We start from the raw sequence: 17624 nt of genomic DNA, 5'->3' as shown, positions 1-17624 counted from the left end.
CATCAACTCTTTTTACGGGCGGCGCCGCGCTTTTCGGCGGAAGTGCCGGAACCCCACAGGGCGCGGCCGAGCAAGCCCCTGCGTTTGCGCGGGGCGAGGTCGATATCGCTGACCAGCTTGGCGCCACCCTTGCGCCGCTCGAGCGTGATCTTGCGGCTGTGGAAGGCCTCCAGCTCGGCGCGGTGCGCCACGCTCAAGATGGTCACATTAGGCAATTCGTGGATGATGGTCTCCATCATCCTGTCCTGGCTCTTCTCGTCGAGTGCCGCCGTCGCCTCGTCCAGCACGATGATATCGGGCGCGTGCAGGAGCAGCCGCGCGAAGGCCAGGCGCTGCTTCTCGCCGCCCGACAGGGTCTGGTCCCACGGCGCGTCTTCCTCGATCCGGTCGCCAAGATGACCGAGCCCAACCTTGTCGAGGGCAGCCCTGATCTGCGGGATCGTCCAATCCTCGGCGGCGCCTGGATAGGCAGCGGCCCGGCGCAGCGTGCCCGAGGGGATGTAGGGGCGCTGCGGCAGCATGAACATGCGCTTGCCCGGGTGGAAATCGACGCTGCCGCCGCCCCACGGCCACAAGCCCGCTATCGCCCGCACCAGCGTGCTCTTGCCCGAACCGGATTCGCCGGCCACCAGCAGCCGCTCGCCCGGCTGGATCACCACCTCGGTTTCCTTGACCACGGCGGTGCCGTCATCGAGCGACACGGACAGATTGTTGAGGTTGAGCATCGTGTCGTCCTTGGTCTCGCCGCGATTGATGCGTCCGAGCGCGTCGCTCTCTTCCGCGCGCTCGAGCCCATCCAGCGACATCATCAGCGAGGCGATGCGCCGTGCCGAGGCGTTCCAGTCGGCCAGGCGCGGGTAATTGTCGACCAGCCATCCGAACGCGCCCTGCACGATGGCAAAGGCGGATGCCGCCTGCATGACCTGCCCAAGCGACATCGAGCCGTCGAGGAATTTTGGCGCGCACAAAAGCACCGGCACCACCGGCGCGAACAGGCTCGATCCCTGCGAGACCAGCGCCGTGCGCATGTGCTGGCCAGCAAGCATCGCCCACTTCCCCAGCACGCCGGCGAAGGTCCTGTCGATGCCGCTGCGCTCCTCCTCCTCGCCGCCGAGCAGGGCGATGCTCTCGCCGTTTTCGCGCACGCGCATCAGCGTGTAGCGAAATTCCGCTTCCGCCTGGTTCTTCTGCTCGGAAAGTTCGACGAAATGCCGGCCGATGACCACCATCGAGGTGGAGGTGATGCCGGCATAGATGACCGCGGTGATGACGAGAAAGCCCGGAATGGTGACGGTCGAGGAGCCGATCGGCAGCGTCAGCGCGCCGCCGATGGTCCACAAGACGACGATGAAGGTCGAGGCCGCCAGGAACGCGTTGAGCACGCCGGAGACGAAATCAACAGGCGATTCGGTGGCGATCCGCAAATCGTCGGCGATGCGGGCTTCCGGGTTCTGGTGATCGCCGCTGACGAGATTGAGCTGGTAGTAGCGGCCGTTGGTGAGCCAGCGGCCGATGATGGATGTAGTGAGCCAGGAGCGCCAGCGGCGCTGGATCGTCATGCGCAGATAGACCTGCGCAACGACAAGGCTGACGCTTCCAAGCACCAGCGGCACGAACACGGCGCTCAGGAAATAGACGGTCGGCGCATTGCGCTGCTCGATGGCGTCGAAGATCGAGCGGTTCCAGACATTGATCCCGTACTGGAAGCCGACATTGACGCAGATCAGGATCAGGAGCGCGATCGTGCATGGCCAGGCGAGCTTGTCGCCCCGCCGGCTCCAATAGCCGCGCGCGCTGATCCAGAAGCGCTTCAGCAGGTATTTCTTGCGCGCCTGTTCGGCCTGTTCGGGGCTCAGCTGCGGATCAGGTTCCACCGCCGCTGGCGGCGGCGCCGCCTCGCCGACGACCTCGGATGCGGCCTCGACATCGGGTACCTTCTCCCGGCGGGGCTTCCTGGCACCGTTTGGCTTGGCGCCGCCGGCCGGCCTCTGTTTGGGTTTGATGTCTGCCACAACGGCCATAACGGCCTGGGTATCGGAAGGTTTCATCATGAGGGCTTGCGACCTTGCCAGGGCTGTCCTGGTGCCCCGATATCCGCCACGTCTCGCCATGAGTTCACCGCCGCACAATCGCCACCAAGCCACGCGAAGAGCTTGTAAAACGGAGGTTTTCACGATGCGTCTGGTCTGGACTTTGGTGTTCGCGCTGGCGAGCGGTGCGGCGTATGCGGCTTCGCCGGAGGACGACTACATCGCCGCGCGCGACAAGGCGATCGCGGCCATCGCCGCGATGGAAAGCGCGAACGCTCCCGTGGAAACGCTCGACGCCGCCAATGAGAAGGCCCGCGCCGATCTCGAACAGCGCCTTTCGACGCTTCTTGGACCTTTCACGGTCAAGGGTTTTCCGGCGGCCGGCAGGATCAATATCGAAAGCCTCAGTTCCTCCGATGTCGGCTTCGGCATGCTGGACGGGCTGCGTCACGGCACCGAGGACGGCCCCAGCATCGTCGCGTCGACACGCGGGCTGGTCGAGCGCTGGCTGCAATCGCGTGCGGCGGAGACGGACGCCGATCTCAAACTGCCCACCAGCTTCGACGCGGCGCTGAAGCTCGATGCGTTCTACACCCAGGCGATCGGCAGCGACGCCGCTTTCACAGGCACGCTCGACTTCACCCTGAAGACGCCCGACGGCGCCGACATGGCGATCGCCCGCCTTGGCGGCTGGGCACAGGATGTCGGACCTAACTACGACCAGGAAATCGTCGTCACGCTAGTCAAGGGCAACAGTGTCATGATCGCCGAGGCGCCCGCGACACCGCCCGTCCCAAGGATCGCGGCCTGCGAGGCGGTCTGGACCGCGGCCGACGCCGCCGCCCAGAAACTGGTCAAGCAGGCCACCGACGACAGCGACGAAAATACATCCGATGCCGCCGACGCCGCCTGGGCAAAAGGCGACAGCGACTTCCGCGCCTGCATGGGCAAGAACCTGCGCGACAACCCGGCCTTCCCCGCGCTGCTTGCCCAGGCGCAGACGCTTGCCGACCAGATGGCTGGGAAGTAGGGCGCGCAAGGCGGACGCGGCGCCGACGCTGCCAATCTCCCCCTCGGGGGGAAAGATTGGCTGTTTCGTCGTCAGCACCGTTTCCACCCCTTGCGGCCTCCGCACCCCATCACGATATTGCCGGCGCGCTGGTCTTGCTGACGGCAGTTGCCAGCACCGTTGAAAATTGATGAAAGGAAGTCCCGATCGCGCATGGCGCGACGGGCGGATGAAAGCGTGGGAAACCCGGAATGACGACAGACACGAAAGCGACGGAAACCAAGGCATTCGAGGCGGATGTTTCGCGGCTGCTGCACATGATGGTGCATTCGGTCTATTCTGATAAGGACGTCTTCCTGCGCGAACTGATTTCCAACGCCGCCGACGCCTGCGAGAAGCTGCGCTTCGAGGCCGTCAGTCGCCCCGAATTGCTGGCCGACGATCCGAAGCCCCGCATCTCGATTGCAGCCGATCCCGACGGCAAGCTGATCACCGTCGAGGACAACGGCATCGGCATGAGCCGCGACGACATGACGGAGGCGCTGGGCACGATCGCGCGCTCGGGCACGCGCGCTTTCATCGAGCGCGTCGGCGCCGGCAATTCGAGCGAGGACACGCAGCTGATCGGCCAGTTCGGCGTCGGCTTCTACTCCGCCTTCATGGTCGCGACCCGCGTCGACGTCATCAGCCGCCTGGCGGGAAGCGAAGAAGCCTGGCGCTGGTCGTCCGACGGCAAGGGTTCCTACGAGATCGCGCCCGCCCCGCTCGAAGCCGCCCCCAAGCGCGGCACCCGCGTCGTGCTGCATCTGATGGACGACGCCGCGTCCTACACCGGATCCTATCGGCTCGAGCAACTGGCCAAGTCGCAGTCGGGCCATGTGCCGGTGCCGATCACGCTCATCGAGAAGCCCGGTGCCGAGGCGCGCGACATTGCCGACGGCACGGCCCTTTGGGTCAGGCCGAAAAGCGAGATCAAGCCCGAGGAATACACCGACTTTTACCGCGGCGTCTCCGGCCAGTATGACGAGCCGGCCGCCACCATCCATTTCCGCGCCGAGGGCCGGCAGGAATATAGCGTGCTGGCCTTCGTGCCCGGCTCGCGTCCCTTCGATCTGTTCGACCAGGACCGCAAGGGCCGCATGAAGCTCTATGTGCGCCGCGTCTTCATCACCGATGATGCCGATCTGTTGCCGCGCTACCTGCGCTTCATGCGCGGGCTGGTCGATTCCGCCGACCTGCCGCTCAACGTCTCGCGCGAGATGATCCAGGAAAGCCTGCTGCTGGCCGCGATCCGCAAGGGCCTGACCAACCGCGTGCTTGGCGATCTCGCCAAGCTGGCGGAGACCGAGACCGAGGCCTATGCGAAAATCTGGGAAAACTTCGGCGTCGTGCTCAAGGAAGGGCTCTACGAGGACCATGAGCGGCGCGAGCAGCTCTTGAAGCTCGCCCGCTTCCGCTCAACCGCCTCCGGCGAAGGCTGGCGCGGCCTCGCCGACTACGTCTCGGCGATGAAGGAAGGCCAGAAGGCGATCTTCTTCATGGCCGGCGACGACCGTGCACGGCTCGAAGCCTCGCCGCAGCTTGAAGGCTTCAAGGCACGCGGCATCGAGGTGCTGCTGCTCACCGACCCGGTCGACAGTTTCTGGACGTCGATGGCGCCCGAATTCGACGGCAAGCCGTTCAGGTCGGTGACGCAGGGCGTGGCTGAACTTTCCGAGATCCCGCTGCTCGACGAGGCGAACAAGCCGGATGCGGCGGCGGCGCCCGAGGTCGATGGCTTCCTGGCCTTCGTCAAGGCGGCGCTTGGCGATGCCGTGTCGGACGTGAAGGCCTCCGACCGGCTGACGGAAAGCGCGGTCTGCCTAGTGGCGCCCGAACACGGTCCCGACCGGCAGTTCGAGCGGCTGCTCAACGCCGCCGGCCGCCTCGACAAGACGGCCAAACCGATCCTCGAGATCAACCCCCGCCACGAGCGCGTCCTGGCACTCGCCAGCCTCGGCGAAGACGAGCAGGCGTTCAAGGAGGATGCCGCCCACCTCCTCTACGACGAGGCGCGCGTCCTCGACGGCGACAAGCCGGCCGACGCCAGGGCGTTTTCGGAGCGCCTCGCCCGGCTGATCGCGCGCGGTATTTCGAAGGGCTGAGGAGACGCCGGCCAGCCGTTCCCGACGTGTGGTCGAACGGGGTTGCGTGGCGACCCCGTCTCCCGACAAATTTCGGTATCTCTCGTACCCGGCAACACGCTGAAGTCCGCTGGCTCAATCGCCGACTGTGGACATCGCGCCTGCAATCCCTCAATCTTGGCCCGGGAACAAAACAGGCGCTTCAAAGAGAGCGCACCGGGTGCTCATGAAACGACGATGGACATTGTATGATCCACGGCTGGCCTGGATGCTGGTCGCGCCGGTGCTCTTGCTGCTGATCTTTTTCCTGGTGCTGCCGATCGCCGTGATGGCCGGCTATACCTTCTTCACCTTTGTCACCGCCGGCGTGGAAACGAGCGCGCTGACGACCGCGAACTGGCACGAATTCCTCACCGACAGCTACTATCACGGCTTCCTCCTGAAGACCTTGAGGGTCGGAGCCATGACGGCGCTGCTGTGCGGCGTGCTCGGCTACTTCCCCGCCTATTTCATCTGGGCCACAACCTTCAAGCACAAATGGCTGTTGCTGCTTTTGCTGATCGTGCCGTTCTGGATCAGCTTCACCATCCGCACCTTCTCCTGGATCAACATCCTGGGGGAACAGGGCGTCATCAACGTCGCGCTGCTCAAAATGGGCATCATCCATGAGCCGCTGCAGATGCTCTACAACGAAGGCGCGGTCATCCTGGGCATGCTGCACTTCCTGCTGCCCTACATGATCCTCAACGTCTATGTCAGCCTGGAGAGCATTGATCGCACGTTGATTTCGGCGGCCCGCTCGATGGGCTGCACGAGTGCGCAGGCGTTCCGGGAGGTCACGCTGCCGCTGTCGCTGCCCGGCCTGGCGGCGGGCCTGCTGCTTTGCTTCGTGCTGGCCGCCGGCAGCTATGTGACGCCGCAGCTTCTCGGCTCGGGCCGCGACGCTCTGTTCGGCAACCTGATCTACGACACCATCATGGGCGAATTGAACTGGCCGATGGGAGCCACGCTTTCGATCGTGCTGTTCATCGTGCTCGGCTTCTTCGCCGCCGTCTACACGCGCTACATGGGCATGTCGCAGATCGTCAAAGGGCTTGGCGGATGACGGGGCTTGCAGGATGAGGGGAACACGGCGCAGGCAGGAAGGGAGATGGGCCTGGCGGCTGACCGGCTTTGTCACGGTCTGCGTCTACGTCTTCATGTTCGCGCCGATCGTGGCGACGGTGGTCCTGTCGTTCAACGCCTCGATGTTCGGCGGCTTCCCGATGACCGGCTTCAGCCTGCAATGGTACGGCAAGCTGATGGCCAACGAGGCGGTGCTGGCTGCCTTTCGAACATCCTTGTGGATCGCATTGGTCACCGCCATCGTCACCACCGCCATCGGCGTCACCACGGCGTTTGCCTTGGTCCGCTTCGAATTTCGCGGCAAGCAGGCGCTGAGCACGCTGGTGATCCTGCCGGCATTGGTGCCGGAAACCATCCTCGGCGTCGGCCTGCTGGTGCTGATCAAGGCCGTCGACCAGCCGAGGACCATGCTGCTCCTGGTGCTTGGCCATATCCTGCTCGCCGTGCCCTATGTGGTGCTGATCGCCCAGGCGCGCATGATCGGCATCCGGCGCGTCTACGAGGAGGCCGCACTGTCGCTTGGCGCCTCTCGCTTCTCGTCCTTCCGCGAGATCACGCTGCCGCTGCTCATCCCGGCCGTTGTCGGCGGCGCCCTGCTCGCCTTCACCATTTCGTTCGACAACACCTCGGCCAGCCTGTTCTGGCGGCCGGCCGGCGTCGAGACCATGCCGACCCAGATCCTTTCCATGCTCAAGATTTCGATCAGCCCGGAGATCAACGCGCTCGGCACCGTGATGATCCTGGTGACCGTCGGCATCCCGCTGATCGGTGGCCTGATCCTGCAAAGCCTGACAAAACTGAGAAGACGTGGCGAACCAAAGGAGGAAATACAATGAAACTCACCACCACCAAGCGGCTGGAACGGCTGCACGATCGATACGCCAATGGCGACCTGAGCCGCCGCACGTTCCTGACGCTGACCGCAGCCGCGGCAGCATCGGCGGGCCTTTCGATGCCCTGGATGGGCCGGGCGCTCGCCGCGGTCCAGGAGGTTCGCTTCGACGGCTGGGGCGGCACGGTGCAGGATGCGATCGACAAGTTCGCCTTCCAGCCCTACACGACCAAGACCAAGATCAAGGTGGTCCAGGGCACGTTCGGCGACGAGGACGAGATCATCACCAAGATCAAGACCGCCAAGCCCGGCGACTACCAGGTCATCCATTCCTCCGGCGTCAACTACTACATCAAATACGTGAACGCCGGCCTGACCTCGGAAATCAACGAGGCCAACATTCCCAACATGGCGAACGTGCTGCAGCCGATGATCGAGCCGTTCCGCAAGCTGACGCCAAAGCTATCGGCCGTGCCCTACGACTACGGCACCACCGGCATCGCCTACAACACCAAGGTGATCTCGCCGGAGGAAGCCAAGGAAAAGGGCGCCGGGCTCCTGCTCGACAAGAAATATGCCGGCAAGGTCGGCGGCTATTCCGACATGACGACGCGCGTCTGGTATGCGGCGCTCGCCACCGGGCAGGACCCCAACAACCTCAAGGACATGGACGCCATCTGGGCCAAGGTGCGCGAGACGCGCGACCTCGCCAAGAAGTTCTGGAGTTCCGGCGCGGAGCTGATGGACCTGCTTTCCAAGGGTGAGATCGTGGTGACCGATGCCTGGTCGGGCCGCGTCGCCGCGCTGCAGGACCAGGGCCATCCGATCGGCTATCTCGATCCGGCCGGCTCCTACGCCTGGATGGAGGACATGCTGATCCTCAAGGGCTCGCCCATGGCCGAGTGCGAGGAGCTCATCAACTTCATGCTCGACCCGGCGACCTCGATCGCGGTGGCCGAGGGCCAGAGCTATCCGCCGTCGCTCGATCCGAACAAGGTCAAGCTGACCGAGAAGATCGAGAAGCTGCCGGCATTCGACAAGACGGGCACGATGAAGTCGCTGACCTTCGCCGATCCGACCTATTGGGCGACCAACGAGGACGCCTGGACCAAGCAGTGGAACAGGATCTCGAAGGGTGCCTGACAGCCAGGACACGACACTCCATCCCCGGCCTGTCCAGGCCGGGGCAGCCGGCTCGAGCGCGGCCGCCGAGGCGAACAGCCCGGCGGTCGAGTTCCGCGACATCGACATCGCCTACGGCAAGTTCGTCGCGGTGCGCGATTTCTCGCTCTCGATCCGCAAGGGCAGCTTCGTCACCTTGCTCGGGCCTTCGGGTTGCGGCAAGACCACGATCCTGCGCTCCATCGCCGGCCTGGTCGATATTTCGGGCGGCCAGATCATGATCGACGGGCGGCGCGTCGACGACGTCCCGATCTACAAGCGCAACATCGGGCTGGTCTTCCAGAGCTACGCGCTCTTCCCGCACAAGAACGTATTCGACAACGTCGCCTTCGGCCTGAAGTACCGCAACGTGCCGAAGCCCGAGATCGTGCGCAAGGTCGGCAAGGCGCTCGAAATGGTGCGGCTGCCGGGCAGCGAGAAGAAGCTGCCGTCGCAACTGTCGGGCGGGCAGCAGCAGCGCATCGCGCTCGCCCGCGCCATCGTCTTCGAGCCGCAGGTGCTGCTGCTGGATGAGCCGTTGTCGGCGCTGGACGCCAACATGCGCGAGGAGATGCGCGTCGAGATCAAGAAGATCCAGAAGGAAACCGGCATCACCGCCATCTTCGTCACGCACGACCAGGAAGAAGCCCTTTCCATGTCGGATCGCATCGTGGTGATGAACGCGGGCGCGGTGGAGCAGATCGGCACTCCGGAGGAGGTCTACGAGGCGCCGGCGACAGCCTTCGTCGCCGACTTCCTCGGCAAGGCCAACATGCTTGCAGGGACCGTGAGCCGGTCCGGCCAAGGAACGGCAACGGTGGTGCTTGGCACCAGCCAGACGGTCAGCGTGGCTTGTCCAAGGCCGCTTGCCGACGGCAGCAAGGTCACCGTCGTGGTGCGGCCGCAGAAATTTTCGGTCGGTGCTGGAACGAGCGCCAATCGGCTGTCCGGCCGCGTGATCTCGGCCTCCTATCTGGGCGGCAGCGCGATCTACGAGATCGACATCGGCGGCAAGACCAGCCTCCGCGCCAATACACCGATCACTGGCCGCGTGCTTCGCGAAGGCGAGACGATCGAATTGGGTTTTGCCCCGGACGGCTGCGTGCTGCTGGACGGGGCCGGGAAGCGGATTTCCTGAAGGTCGCGGGCGCTTGGTGCGGTTCAGCCACCATTTGACGCGCCCGTGCCGTCTCGCGCAACAGCCCAGATCCCAGCCGCCTGAAGGCGTGGGGTCTGCAGATCCCCATCGGGGGTCTAAACGCTTGTTTCCGCAATTCCGGCAGCGCCGGTCTGGTTTCAACTCGCACCGGTCAGTGATCGACTTTGCGGATGTTGCGCTCGGCCGTGGGTGCAAGGCTCCCGGCTCCGGGCACTGAAGCCGGCGCGCCTTGAAGAACCCAATCCGCCGCGATCTGCCCGATCACCGGCGCCAGCTGGATGCCATAGCCGCCGGCGCCGGCGGCGGTGACCAATGCCGGTTCCGAGGCATCGATCGGTCCGACAAGCGGCCGATGATCGGCCGTGACAGGATAAAGGCCGGCCCAGCCACGGCCAAGCCGCGCGCCCGGCAGATCGGGCAGCCGTTCCAGCAGCAGTTCGGCCAGGTGGACCTTCGATTGCTCCTCGCACTGATCGTTGTAATTGTCCGGATCCTCGGGAGCGATGGACGTCACCTTGTGGATCTCGGCAATCAGCGCGCCAGGCTTGTCGTGGCGGAAATTAAGGCCGCTGCCCTCGCCGTCCACGAGGTCCATGACCATCGGCATCGTATAGTCGAGCGGCCTGTCCAGATGGATGACGACCGCCTCATGGCGCTCGGGCCATATGTGCAGGCGCTGGCCGAAGAGCTCGGCGACCCGCGGCGCCCAGGCGCCGCCTGCGTTGACCACGGCATCGCATTCGACCGGATCGCCATTGGTCTCCAGCCTGTAGCCGCCTGGCCGCCTTCCCACCCCGAGCACCTTGCGGTACTGGCGGATGTCGCCGGCCTTTTCGCGGACGATCCGCGCCAGGAAATTGCACATGTCATAGGGATCGAGAAAGCCGTTGTCGGGTCCGAACAAACCGCCTTCGAGCCCGTCGGGGCTAAGGTGGGGAACAAGGTCCCTGAGTTCGTTCGCACGGATCAGGCGCGACTTCAGGCCGGCCCCGCCCTGAATCTCGACTGATTTCGCGAACAGCTCCATCTGCGCGGGCGTGCGCGCGAGCCGAAGATAACCGATGTGGTTGAATTGAAGCCCCTGCCCCTCCCACTGGCGAAACCGGCGGAACGATTGAACGCGAAGCATGATCTCGAACGGATCGGTAAATTGCGACCCGACAACGCCGACCGACCTGCCGCTCGAGCCTGAAGCGATCGACTGCGCTTCCAGCACCGTCACGCGCGCGCCCTGTTCGAGGAGGGTGAGCGCCGTGCATAGGCCCAGCGTGCCCGCACCGATCACCACGACATGGAAGGAAGCTGTCATATAGGGTCACCTGCTTTCAGGCATGATCCCCGATGTTCCAGAGCTCATGCTTCGACAAAGAGATAGGGAGGCGAATCGACCAAACGTCATCCTGATCCACGCTGCGCGGCGATCTCGCCCAGGGTGTCGTCGATCGCATGCAGAATGCTGCGCGCGTCCGCCTGTGTCATGGGCGTCGAGAGCGCGAACAGGCCGTAGCTGGCAGACAGGACGCCGCGGCCGAGCAAGCCCTTGTGGAATGTATCGAACCTCCGGTGCTCGGCATGGCCCGGATAGACGGTCCGTAACCGGATGCGAGGTAAAATGAACCTTGAACAGCGAACCGAGGCCCACGCATTGGCCGGCAAGGCCATGCCTGTCGAACGAGGCGGACACCCCTTCGCGCAGGAATGCGCCCAGTGTATCGAGATGGGCAAAGCTCTCCTTCGTCAGCGCCCGCATCGAGGCGAGCCCGGCCCGCATGGTCACCGGATTGGCGGTGAACGTGCCGCCATGGGGAAGAGCGGGCTTGCCCCTGGTCGGATCGAACACCGCCATGACATCGGCGCGCCCGCCAACGGCGCCCACGGGGAAGCCGCCGCCGATGATCTTTCCGAGCGCGGTCAGGTCGGGCTCGATGCCCCACAACCCCTGCGCGCCCGACCAGCCAAGGCGAAACGAGATGACTTCGTCGAAGACAATCAGGGCCCCGGCCGCCCAGGCGATCTCGACCATTGCGTGCAGATAGTCCCGGCGTGCCGGGATGAGGCCGGCACGATTGGGTATAGGATCGATCAGCACGCCTGCTATGCTGTCGCCCTGGGTGGCGAAGACGGCGCGAAGCGCCTCGACATCGTTGAAGGGCACGGCAATCACATCGTCCAGCACCCCGCGCGGCGTTCCCTTTGCGTAAGGCGTCGAGCTTGGCATGTCGCCCCAATTGGACGGGGAACTGTCCAGGCTCACCTCGGCGAAATCATACGACCCATGGTAGGCGCCTTCGATCTTGACGATCTTCGGCCGCCCGGTGAAGGCGCGCGCGGCCTTGATGGCCATCATCACCCCCTCCGTGCCAGAGTTGGTGAAGCGGATCCGGTCGACGGAGGGCAGCCGGTCGACGAGAAGCTCGGCAAGCTCGATCTCGCTGAGCGTCGGGGCGCCGAAGGCCGTGCCGAACGGCAGTTGCTCGACCACGGCGGCAGCGACATCGGGATGCGTGTAGCCATGGATCATCGAGGTGAAATTGTTGATGCAGTCATAGTAGACGTTGCCGTCGACATCCCAGACCCTGCACCCCTCGCCTCGCGCGGCATAGATCGGAAACGGATCGACAAAGACGGTGGTGCGCGTATTGCCGCCCGGCATCACCTTCTTGGCGCGCTCGAAGAGGCTCTTTGATCCAGGCATGGCGTCGGGATAATGCGGCATGGCTCTCGCTGGCGAATTTGACCGTCAAGGCAGCGGCGGCACCGCCGCTCGTCGCAATGCTATGGCCAGCTTCTGCACCGACGCAATCGGCCAGGCGGGGTATGCGACACGACCAAGGCCGTCACCGACCATTAGCCTCCCGCCGCCACTGCCCGGTTCGGATGCCTGAGGTGGGTTGGCGTGATGCCGGTCTGCTGGCGGAACACACGGCTGAAATGGCCGGCATTGGTGAAGCCGCAGCGGTAGGCGATGTCGCCGATCTGCAAGTCGCTGCCTTCCAGCAGCGACTTCGCATGATGCACCCTGAGCGTCAGATATGCCGCCATCGGGCCGATGCCCAGTTCCAACCCGAAGAGCCGTTCGAGCTGGCGCCGCGAGCAGTTCAGGCGGCTTGCGATCTCGGCCACCGACAGCGTCTCCTGCAGGTTGCTCTCCATCAACAGCAAGGCCCGCTTCACCGCCCGGCTCGACGCCGCCGGAAACAGGTCGCCGACGGGCTGCACGTCGCGGCTGCCCCTGATCCGGTCGAGCACCAGGATCTTGGCGGCCTTCTCGGCCGCCTTCTGGCCGATGAACTGGGACACGAAATGGCCCGCGAGGTCGGCGGCACCCGTGCCGCCCGCGCATGTCGCGCGGTCCCGGTCGACGGTAAAAAGGCTGTCGGCATGGGCGTTGACCTCCGGGAACCGGCTGCGGAAATCCTTGATGTGGAACCAGCTGACGGCGGCGCTGTAGCCGTCGAGCAACCCGTAGCGCGCCAGCACGAAGCTTCCCGTGCAGAGCGCCGTCAGCGGCACGCCCTTGCCGGCGGCACGCAAAAGAAACGCCTCCTTCTCGGAACTCAGGCTGCGGTTTGTGTCGAGCAGGCCGCCGACCACGACCACGTTATCGAAATCCTCGGGGTTGCCGATCCCCCCGGTCGGCAGCAATTCGACGCCGCAACTGGCCCGGATCGGCAGGCCGCGTTCGCCGACGATCTCCCAGTCGAACTCTATCCTGCGGCTGCGGTCGCCCTCATCGCCCGCCAGCCGCAGCGTGTCGATGAACAGCGACAGCGGCGACAGCGTGAAGTCGCGAACGAGGAGAAACGCAAAACGCCTGGCCATTGTTGTTCGGAGCCGTCCTCGTGCCCTCTGATTGCACCCTGTTGCGCATCACTCGCCACCCCTTATATAGCCCGTGTCGGAAAAGGCAGAGTTGGTTTGGTAAGCCCAACTCCTTTCGCCAGCGAATTCCTTTCGCCGGGAAAGTTCTGGTCTTCGGCTTCGTGCACGAGATCCCCGCGACGAACATCGGACGCTGCTCAAGGGCCCGTCGCGTCCGACATGAAGGCGAGCGCAACCCTTCTCGCCGCGCGATCAGCGCCGAAATCAGGCGCGGCCTCGGAGTCGAGGACTTCGAGCAGTCGGATGAGCACGACCGTCCGCGCCGGCGGCGAGACACTTCGCGCGCGCTGGCTTATTGGCTGCGGTGGCGGCCCCAGGGCCACCGACGCTGATCCGGACCTCGAGGGAATTGCCAAGGCCGCGGCGCGGTAATTTGGCGAACCCGAATGAAGCGTGTCCATCGGGCGGCGAATCCAACTGCCCCGCCGATGAAGCCGAACACCCGCCGGGTCCCATGCTAGGGGAACTGATCGAGCCTGATTTCGGTTGTCTGTTGTGCGAACGATCGTTGCACGGCAGGCACCTGACGAGCGAAGATAAAATATGAAACCTGCAGCCAAGCGGCGCGGTTCCCTGCGGAAGGTCCTAGGTGGCATCGCAGCGGCGATTGCGACCACCCCTGACCGGAGGGCCGAGCAAGGCGCGAGCACCGCGTCAATGGTTGCCGAATGGCCGCTGCCGCCGTCGACGACGCTTGGCTCCTCCTTGCGCCTGAAAGGGATCGAACGCGAAGTACGAGCCAGGCTGCCCTGGACAGTGAGGAAATTTGCCAAGGCCGAGACCGGCCGCATCGTCTTGCGCATGCTGCAAGCCGACGCGGATGCGTTCCGGGCCGCCTCGGCAACCATCTCCAGGATGCTGGAGGGGATCGAAGCGCTGGCCGTGCTTCCGCGAGAAGCGGAGGACATTCTCACCATCTCGTCGCGCGAGCGGCACAAGTGGCTCAGGGATGGTCGCCTGAAAAGCATCGGCACGCGCACCGTGAAGATGCGCGGGCGATCCAAGGCCGTGACCTTCCATGTCTTCGATCCACGCCACATCGAGGACGTTCTTGATCGTGACCTGGCGACCGCCTGGCGGGAGGAGGACGCGCGGGAAACATCCGAAAACAGGAGGCGCGGAGCTGGCAAGGCCGCGCTGACGCGAGCAGGCAAGCGGACGGGCAACCCCCGCAAGACCAGGAATTCGGGAAAAGACGATGCGCCAAAGCTCGAAGGCTGGGACACGTTCGAGGCGGAAGGATTGCTGCGGTAGAGCAACCCCAGGAAAACGATTTTCCGGCGAGGATCGCGCTCGCGCCCCATTCCCGTCTACGGATATTGCGCCTTGCCGGGGCCGGAAGCGCCGAGATCGCCCTGCAATTCCTTGGGCAGGGGAAGGCTCGAACATTGCAGATGGACGTCGCGGGCGAGCAGCTTTCGCTGCTTCTGCTCGTGCTCCTTGGTGGCCGCTATGATCCCCAATCCATACGGGCCAAGTGCAACGAATTCCCAACCCGGATGCGTTTTTTCGCGGACCGCGTAGTCCGAAGCCGCCGCTCGAGCTTGCTGGCATTGCGGCGACGCCCATTTCTGGTCCTGCTGCGAAAGAGAGGCTCCGTAATCGACTGGAGAGGTCGCGCATCCGGCCATCGTCGCGGCCAATGCGGACATTGCAAGCCCCACCGCAATTTTCATCCAGAAGCCCTTTGCCAACCACGGTGGAGAGTACATGGACGCCTTCATCTCACAAGGGAAGCGTTGCGACCAGAGAGCCCGGCCTCGTTTCCTGGGGCCCGCCCGTCACCAGATTTGGACCGCAGCTGGGAACCAATGATGGGCGAGACTGTTCAGTTGTAACTTGATACGACACTGACATTCTTGCCGGCGGGCAAGGCGGACATCTTCAGGAGTTCCCATCATGACTATTTCGTCCGGATTTCGTTCAATCGCCATTGCCGCGATCGCCGCTGCGGGCGTCAGCCTGGCCAGCGCCGCGCATGCCGACAGCGGTAAAATCCGCTTCTCCGTCTACAAGGCGGCCTTCTTTGTCGGAGGTTCCGGTGGCGAGGGCACGCTGACTTTCCATGGCCGCAAATACCCGATCTCGATCGGCGGCGTCTCGGGCGGCCTCGCCTTCGGCGTCTCCAAGACTTATTTCCAGGGCACCGTGCGCCACATCAAGCGCGTCCGGGACGTGACTGGCGTGTACGGCGCCGCCGGCGGCGGCGGCACGCTCGGCAAAGGCGCCCAGGTGATCGTGATGACCAACGACAAGGGCGCCCAGCTTGAACTCACGGGCCGACAGGTTGGCCTGCAGGTCAACGCCGATCTGAGCGGGCTCGCCATCTCGATGAGATAAGCCTCGTGGCGTGAAGCGCGTCGCCATGACCGTGCGACGCGCTCCGGCGCACATTTTGAAACTGGAAATCAGCTCCTCAACCCCGGCGCTTCCTGTCCAGTGCGCTCGACATATTCCGTATAGCCGCCACCATAGGTGTGGATGCCTTCCGGCGTCAGTTCGAGCACGCGGTTCGACAGCGCGGCCAGGAAATGCCGGTCGTGCGAGACGAACAGCATCGTGCCTTCATACTGCGACAGCGCCTCGATCAGCATCTGCTTGGTGGTGATGTCCAGATGGTTGGTCGGTTCGTCCAGCACCAGGAGGTTGGGCGGGTCGAACAGCATCAGCGCCATCACCAGCCTTGCCTTCTCGCCGCCCGACAGCACCCGGCATTTCTTCTCGATCTCGTCGCCGGAAAAGCCGAAACAGCCGGCAAGTGCCCGAAGCGGCGCCTGGCCGGCCTGTGGAAAATTATCCTCCAGCGTCTGGAACACGGTGCGCTCGCCTTCGAGCAACTCCATGGCGTGCTGGGCGAAATAGCCCATTTTCACACTCGGTCCCCGCGCCACCGTACCGGTATCGGGATCGGAAGCACCGGCCACCAGCTTCAGCAGCGTCGATTTCCCCGCGCCATTGACGCCCATGATGCACCAGCGCTCGCGGCGGCGGACCTGGAAGTCGAGCCCTTCATAGATGGTGCGGCTGCCATAGGCCTTGTGCACGTTCTTCAAGGTGACGACGTCCTCGCCACAGCGCGGCGCCGGCTGGAACTCGAAATTCACCACCTGGCGGCGCTTTGGCGGCTCGACCCGGTCGATTTTGTCTAGCTTCTTCACCCGGCTCTGCACCTGCGCGGCATGCGAGGCACGCGCCTTGAAGCGCTCGATGAAGGCGATCTCCTTGGCCAGCATCGCCTGCTGACGTTCGAACTGAGCCTGCTGCTGCTTGTCGGCGATCGCCCGCTGCTGCTGGTAGAATTCGTAATTGCCGGAATAGGTGGTGAGCGATCCCGCATCGATCTCGACGATCTTGTTGACGATGCGGTTCATGAACTCGCGGTCGTGCGAGGTCATCAGCAGCGCGCCGTCATAGCCTTTCAGGAACTGCTCCAGCCAGATCAGGCTTTCCAGGTCGAGATGGTTCGACGGTTCGTCGAGCAGCATGGCGTCGGGCCGCATCAGCAGGATGCGGGCCAGCGCCACGCGCATCTTCCAGCCGCCCGAGAGTTTGCCGACGTCGCCGTCCATCATCTCCTGGCTGAAGCCCAGACCGTCCAGCACCTCGCGGGCACGCCCGTCCAGCGCATAACCGTCGAGTTCCTCGAAGCGATGCTGCGCCTCGCCATACTTTTCGATGATCTCATCCATCCGGTCGGCCTGGTCGGGGTCGGCCATCGCAGCCTCGAGTTCCGCCATTTCGGCCGCCACGTCGCTCACCGGCCCAGCACCGTTCATCACTTCCGCGACCGCGCTGTGGCCGGCCATGTCGCCGACATCCTGGCTGAAATAGCCGATGGTGACGCCACGATCGACCTGCACCTGGCCCTCGTCAGGCTGCTCCTGGCCGGTGATCATGCGAAACAAGGTCGTCTTGCCGGCGCCGTTCGGCCCGACGAGGCCGATCTTCTCGCCCTTCTGCAGCGTGGCCGACGCCTCGATGAAGACAAGCTGACGGCCGTTCTGTTTGCCGATGTTTTCAAGTCTGATCATGGTGATCCGGGGAGGCTCAAAGGAGATTGGAGGATTTGCCCGCGCCCTTACGCGAATGAAGATGCCAGGGGAAGAGGCAGAAGCGCCGCAGATGCCTGGCGGAGCACGAGGCGCCGATCTCCTCAGCCGGGGGAAATCGGCGGTTTGCATGGCTGCTCCTGCTTGTCGGCGCCCATGAAAATCGGCGGGCGGTCGAAATCCGCCCTTGTCGAACGACTTTGGCGCGGTGGCCTGCACGGCCAGACCAGAAACGCCAACAGGACAGGACCATG

General features: G+C 64.4%; 15 protein-coding genes. 9 read left to right on the top strand and 6 right to left on the bottom strand.

Features of this window, described 5'->3' with window-relative positions; translation table 11 throughout:
- Window positions 1-2 precede the first annotated feature (2 nt).
- Complete coding sequence (locus FJ936_RS21730) at window positions 3-2012, bottom strand: ABC transporter ATP-binding protein/permease (protein ID WP_041163784.1); 2010 nt, start codon at window positions 2010-2012, stop codon at window positions 3-5.
- Window positions 2013-2175: 163 nt separating this feature from the next.
- On the opposite strand from FJ936_RS21730, the gene FJ936_RS21725 reads away from it, so the two are divergent.
- The 6 genes from FJ936_RS21725 to FJ936_RS21700 all read left to right on the top strand — a co-directional run bounded on the left by FJ936_RS21725 (window position 2176) and on the right by FJ936_RS21700 (window position 9418).
- A complete protein-coding gene (locus tag FJ936_RS21725; protein ID WP_140725162.1) occupies window positions 2176-3060 on the top strand; it encodes a hypothetical protein in 885 nt (294 codons plus the stop codon).
- A 230-nt stretch (window positions 3061-3290) separates the two neighbouring features.
- Entirely contained in the window at window positions 3291-5183 is a 1893-nt protein-coding gene (htpG, locus tag FJ936_RS21720) for a molecular chaperone HtpG (RefSeq protein WP_140788470.1), read from the top strand.
- Window positions 5184-5388: 205 nt separating this feature from the next.
- Window positions 5389-6267, top strand: coding sequence for an ABC transporter permease (locus tag FJ936_RS21715; protein ID WP_140617955.1), 879 nt, complete (start codon window positions 5389-5391; stop codon window positions 6265-6267).
- A gap of 13 nt (window positions 6268-6280) precedes the next feature.
- The gene (locus FJ936_RS21710; protein WP_140725153.1) at window positions 6281-7123 is read left to right on the top strand and encodes an ABC transporter permease; all 843 of its coding nucleotides are present in this window, start codon (window positions 6281-6283) and stop codon (window positions 7121-7123) included.
- Window positions 7120-8262 carry an ABC transporter substrate-binding protein gene (locus tag FJ936_RS21705; protein WP_140617953.1) on the top strand — a complete coding sequence of 381 codons (1143 nt, stop codon included), beginning with the start codon at window positions 7120-7122 and terminating at the stop codon, window positions 8260-8262. The genes FJ936_RS21710 and FJ936_RS21705 overlap by 4 nt, the downstream gene beginning before the upstream one ends.
- Complete coding sequence (locus FJ936_RS21700; protein WP_140788468.1) at window positions 8255-9418, top strand: ABC transporter ATP-binding protein; 1164 nt, start codon at window positions 8255-8257, stop codon at window positions 9416-9418. Before FJ936_RS21705 ends, FJ936_RS21700 begins: the two co-directional genes overlap by 8 nt.
- Before the next feature lie 172 nt (window positions 9419-9590).
- Here the strand turns inward: FJ936_RS21700 and FJ936_RS21695 are convergent, their stop codons facing one another.
- The 3 genes from FJ936_RS21695 to FJ936_RS21685 form a co-directional block, all read right to left on the bottom strand.
- Window positions 9591-10748: an FAD-dependent oxidoreductase gene (locus tag FJ936_RS21695; protein ID WP_140788466.1), complete on the bottom strand. Its 1158-nt coding sequence runs from the start codon at window positions 10746-10748 to the stop codon at window positions 9591-9593.
- A 6-nt stretch (window positions 10749-10754) separates the two neighbouring features.
- The gene (locus tag FJ936_RS21690) at window positions 10755-12155 is read right to left on the bottom strand and encodes an aspartate aminotransferase family protein (RefSeq protein WP_246680509.1); all 1401 of its coding nucleotides are present in this window, start codon (window positions 12153-12155) and stop codon (window positions 10755-10757) included.
- 131 nt (window positions 12156-12286) lie between these two features.
- Window positions 12287-13261 (bottom strand): GlxA family transcriptional regulator, encoded by a 975-nt coding sequence (locus FJ936_RS21685; protein WP_141906966.1) that lies wholly within the window; start codon window positions 13259-13261, stop codon window positions 12287-12289.
- Window positions 13262-13564: 303 nt separating this feature from the next.
- Between FJ936_RS21685 and FJ936_RS31165 the strand changes: the two genes are divergently transcribed.
- A complete protein-coding gene (locus tag FJ936_RS31165; RefSeq protein WP_281405757.1) occupies window positions 13565-13693 on the top strand; it encodes a hypothetical protein in 129 nt (42 codons plus the stop codon).
- 285 nt (window positions 13694-13978) lie between these two features.
- Entirely contained in the window at window positions 13979-14575 is a 597-nt protein-coding gene (locus FJ936_RS21680) for a hypothetical protein (protein WP_041163402.1), read from the top strand.
- Between the two features lie 56 nt (window positions 14576-14631).
- Here FJ936_RS21680 and FJ936_RS21675 read toward each other — a convergent pair whose 3' ends face one another.
- Window positions 14632-14997: a hypothetical protein gene (locus FJ936_RS21675; protein ID WP_140876434.1), complete on the bottom strand. Its 366-nt coding sequence runs from the start codon at window positions 14995-14997 to the stop codon at window positions 14632-14634.
- A gap of 223 nt (window positions 14998-15220) precedes the next feature.
- On the opposite strand from FJ936_RS21675, the gene FJ936_RS21670 reads away from it, so the two are divergent.
- Window positions 15221-15661 (top strand): hypothetical protein, encoded by a 441-nt coding sequence (locus tag FJ936_RS21670; RefSeq protein WP_140725142.1) that lies wholly within the window; start codon window positions 15221-15223, stop codon window positions 15659-15661.
- A 68-nt stretch (window positions 15662-15729) separates the two neighbouring features.
- Here FJ936_RS21670 and FJ936_RS21665 read toward each other — a convergent pair whose 3' ends face one another.
- A complete protein-coding gene (locus FJ936_RS21665; RefSeq protein ID WP_141906965.1) occupies window positions 15730-17352 on the bottom strand; it encodes an ABC-F family ATP-binding cassette domain-containing protein in 1623 nt (540 codons plus the stop codon).
- Between the last annotated feature and the right edge of the window lie 272 nt (window positions 17353-17624).

It is taken from the genome of Mesorhizobium sp. B2-4-13 (assembly GCF_006658535.1).
Taxonomy (GTDB): Bacteria; Pseudomonadota; Alphaproteobacteria; order Rhizobiales; family Rhizobiaceae; genus Mesorhizobium; species Mesorhizobium australicum.
The sequence above is the reverse complement of the archived record's forward strand: the minus strand, read 5'-3'. Positions and strand labels throughout refer to the sequence as shown.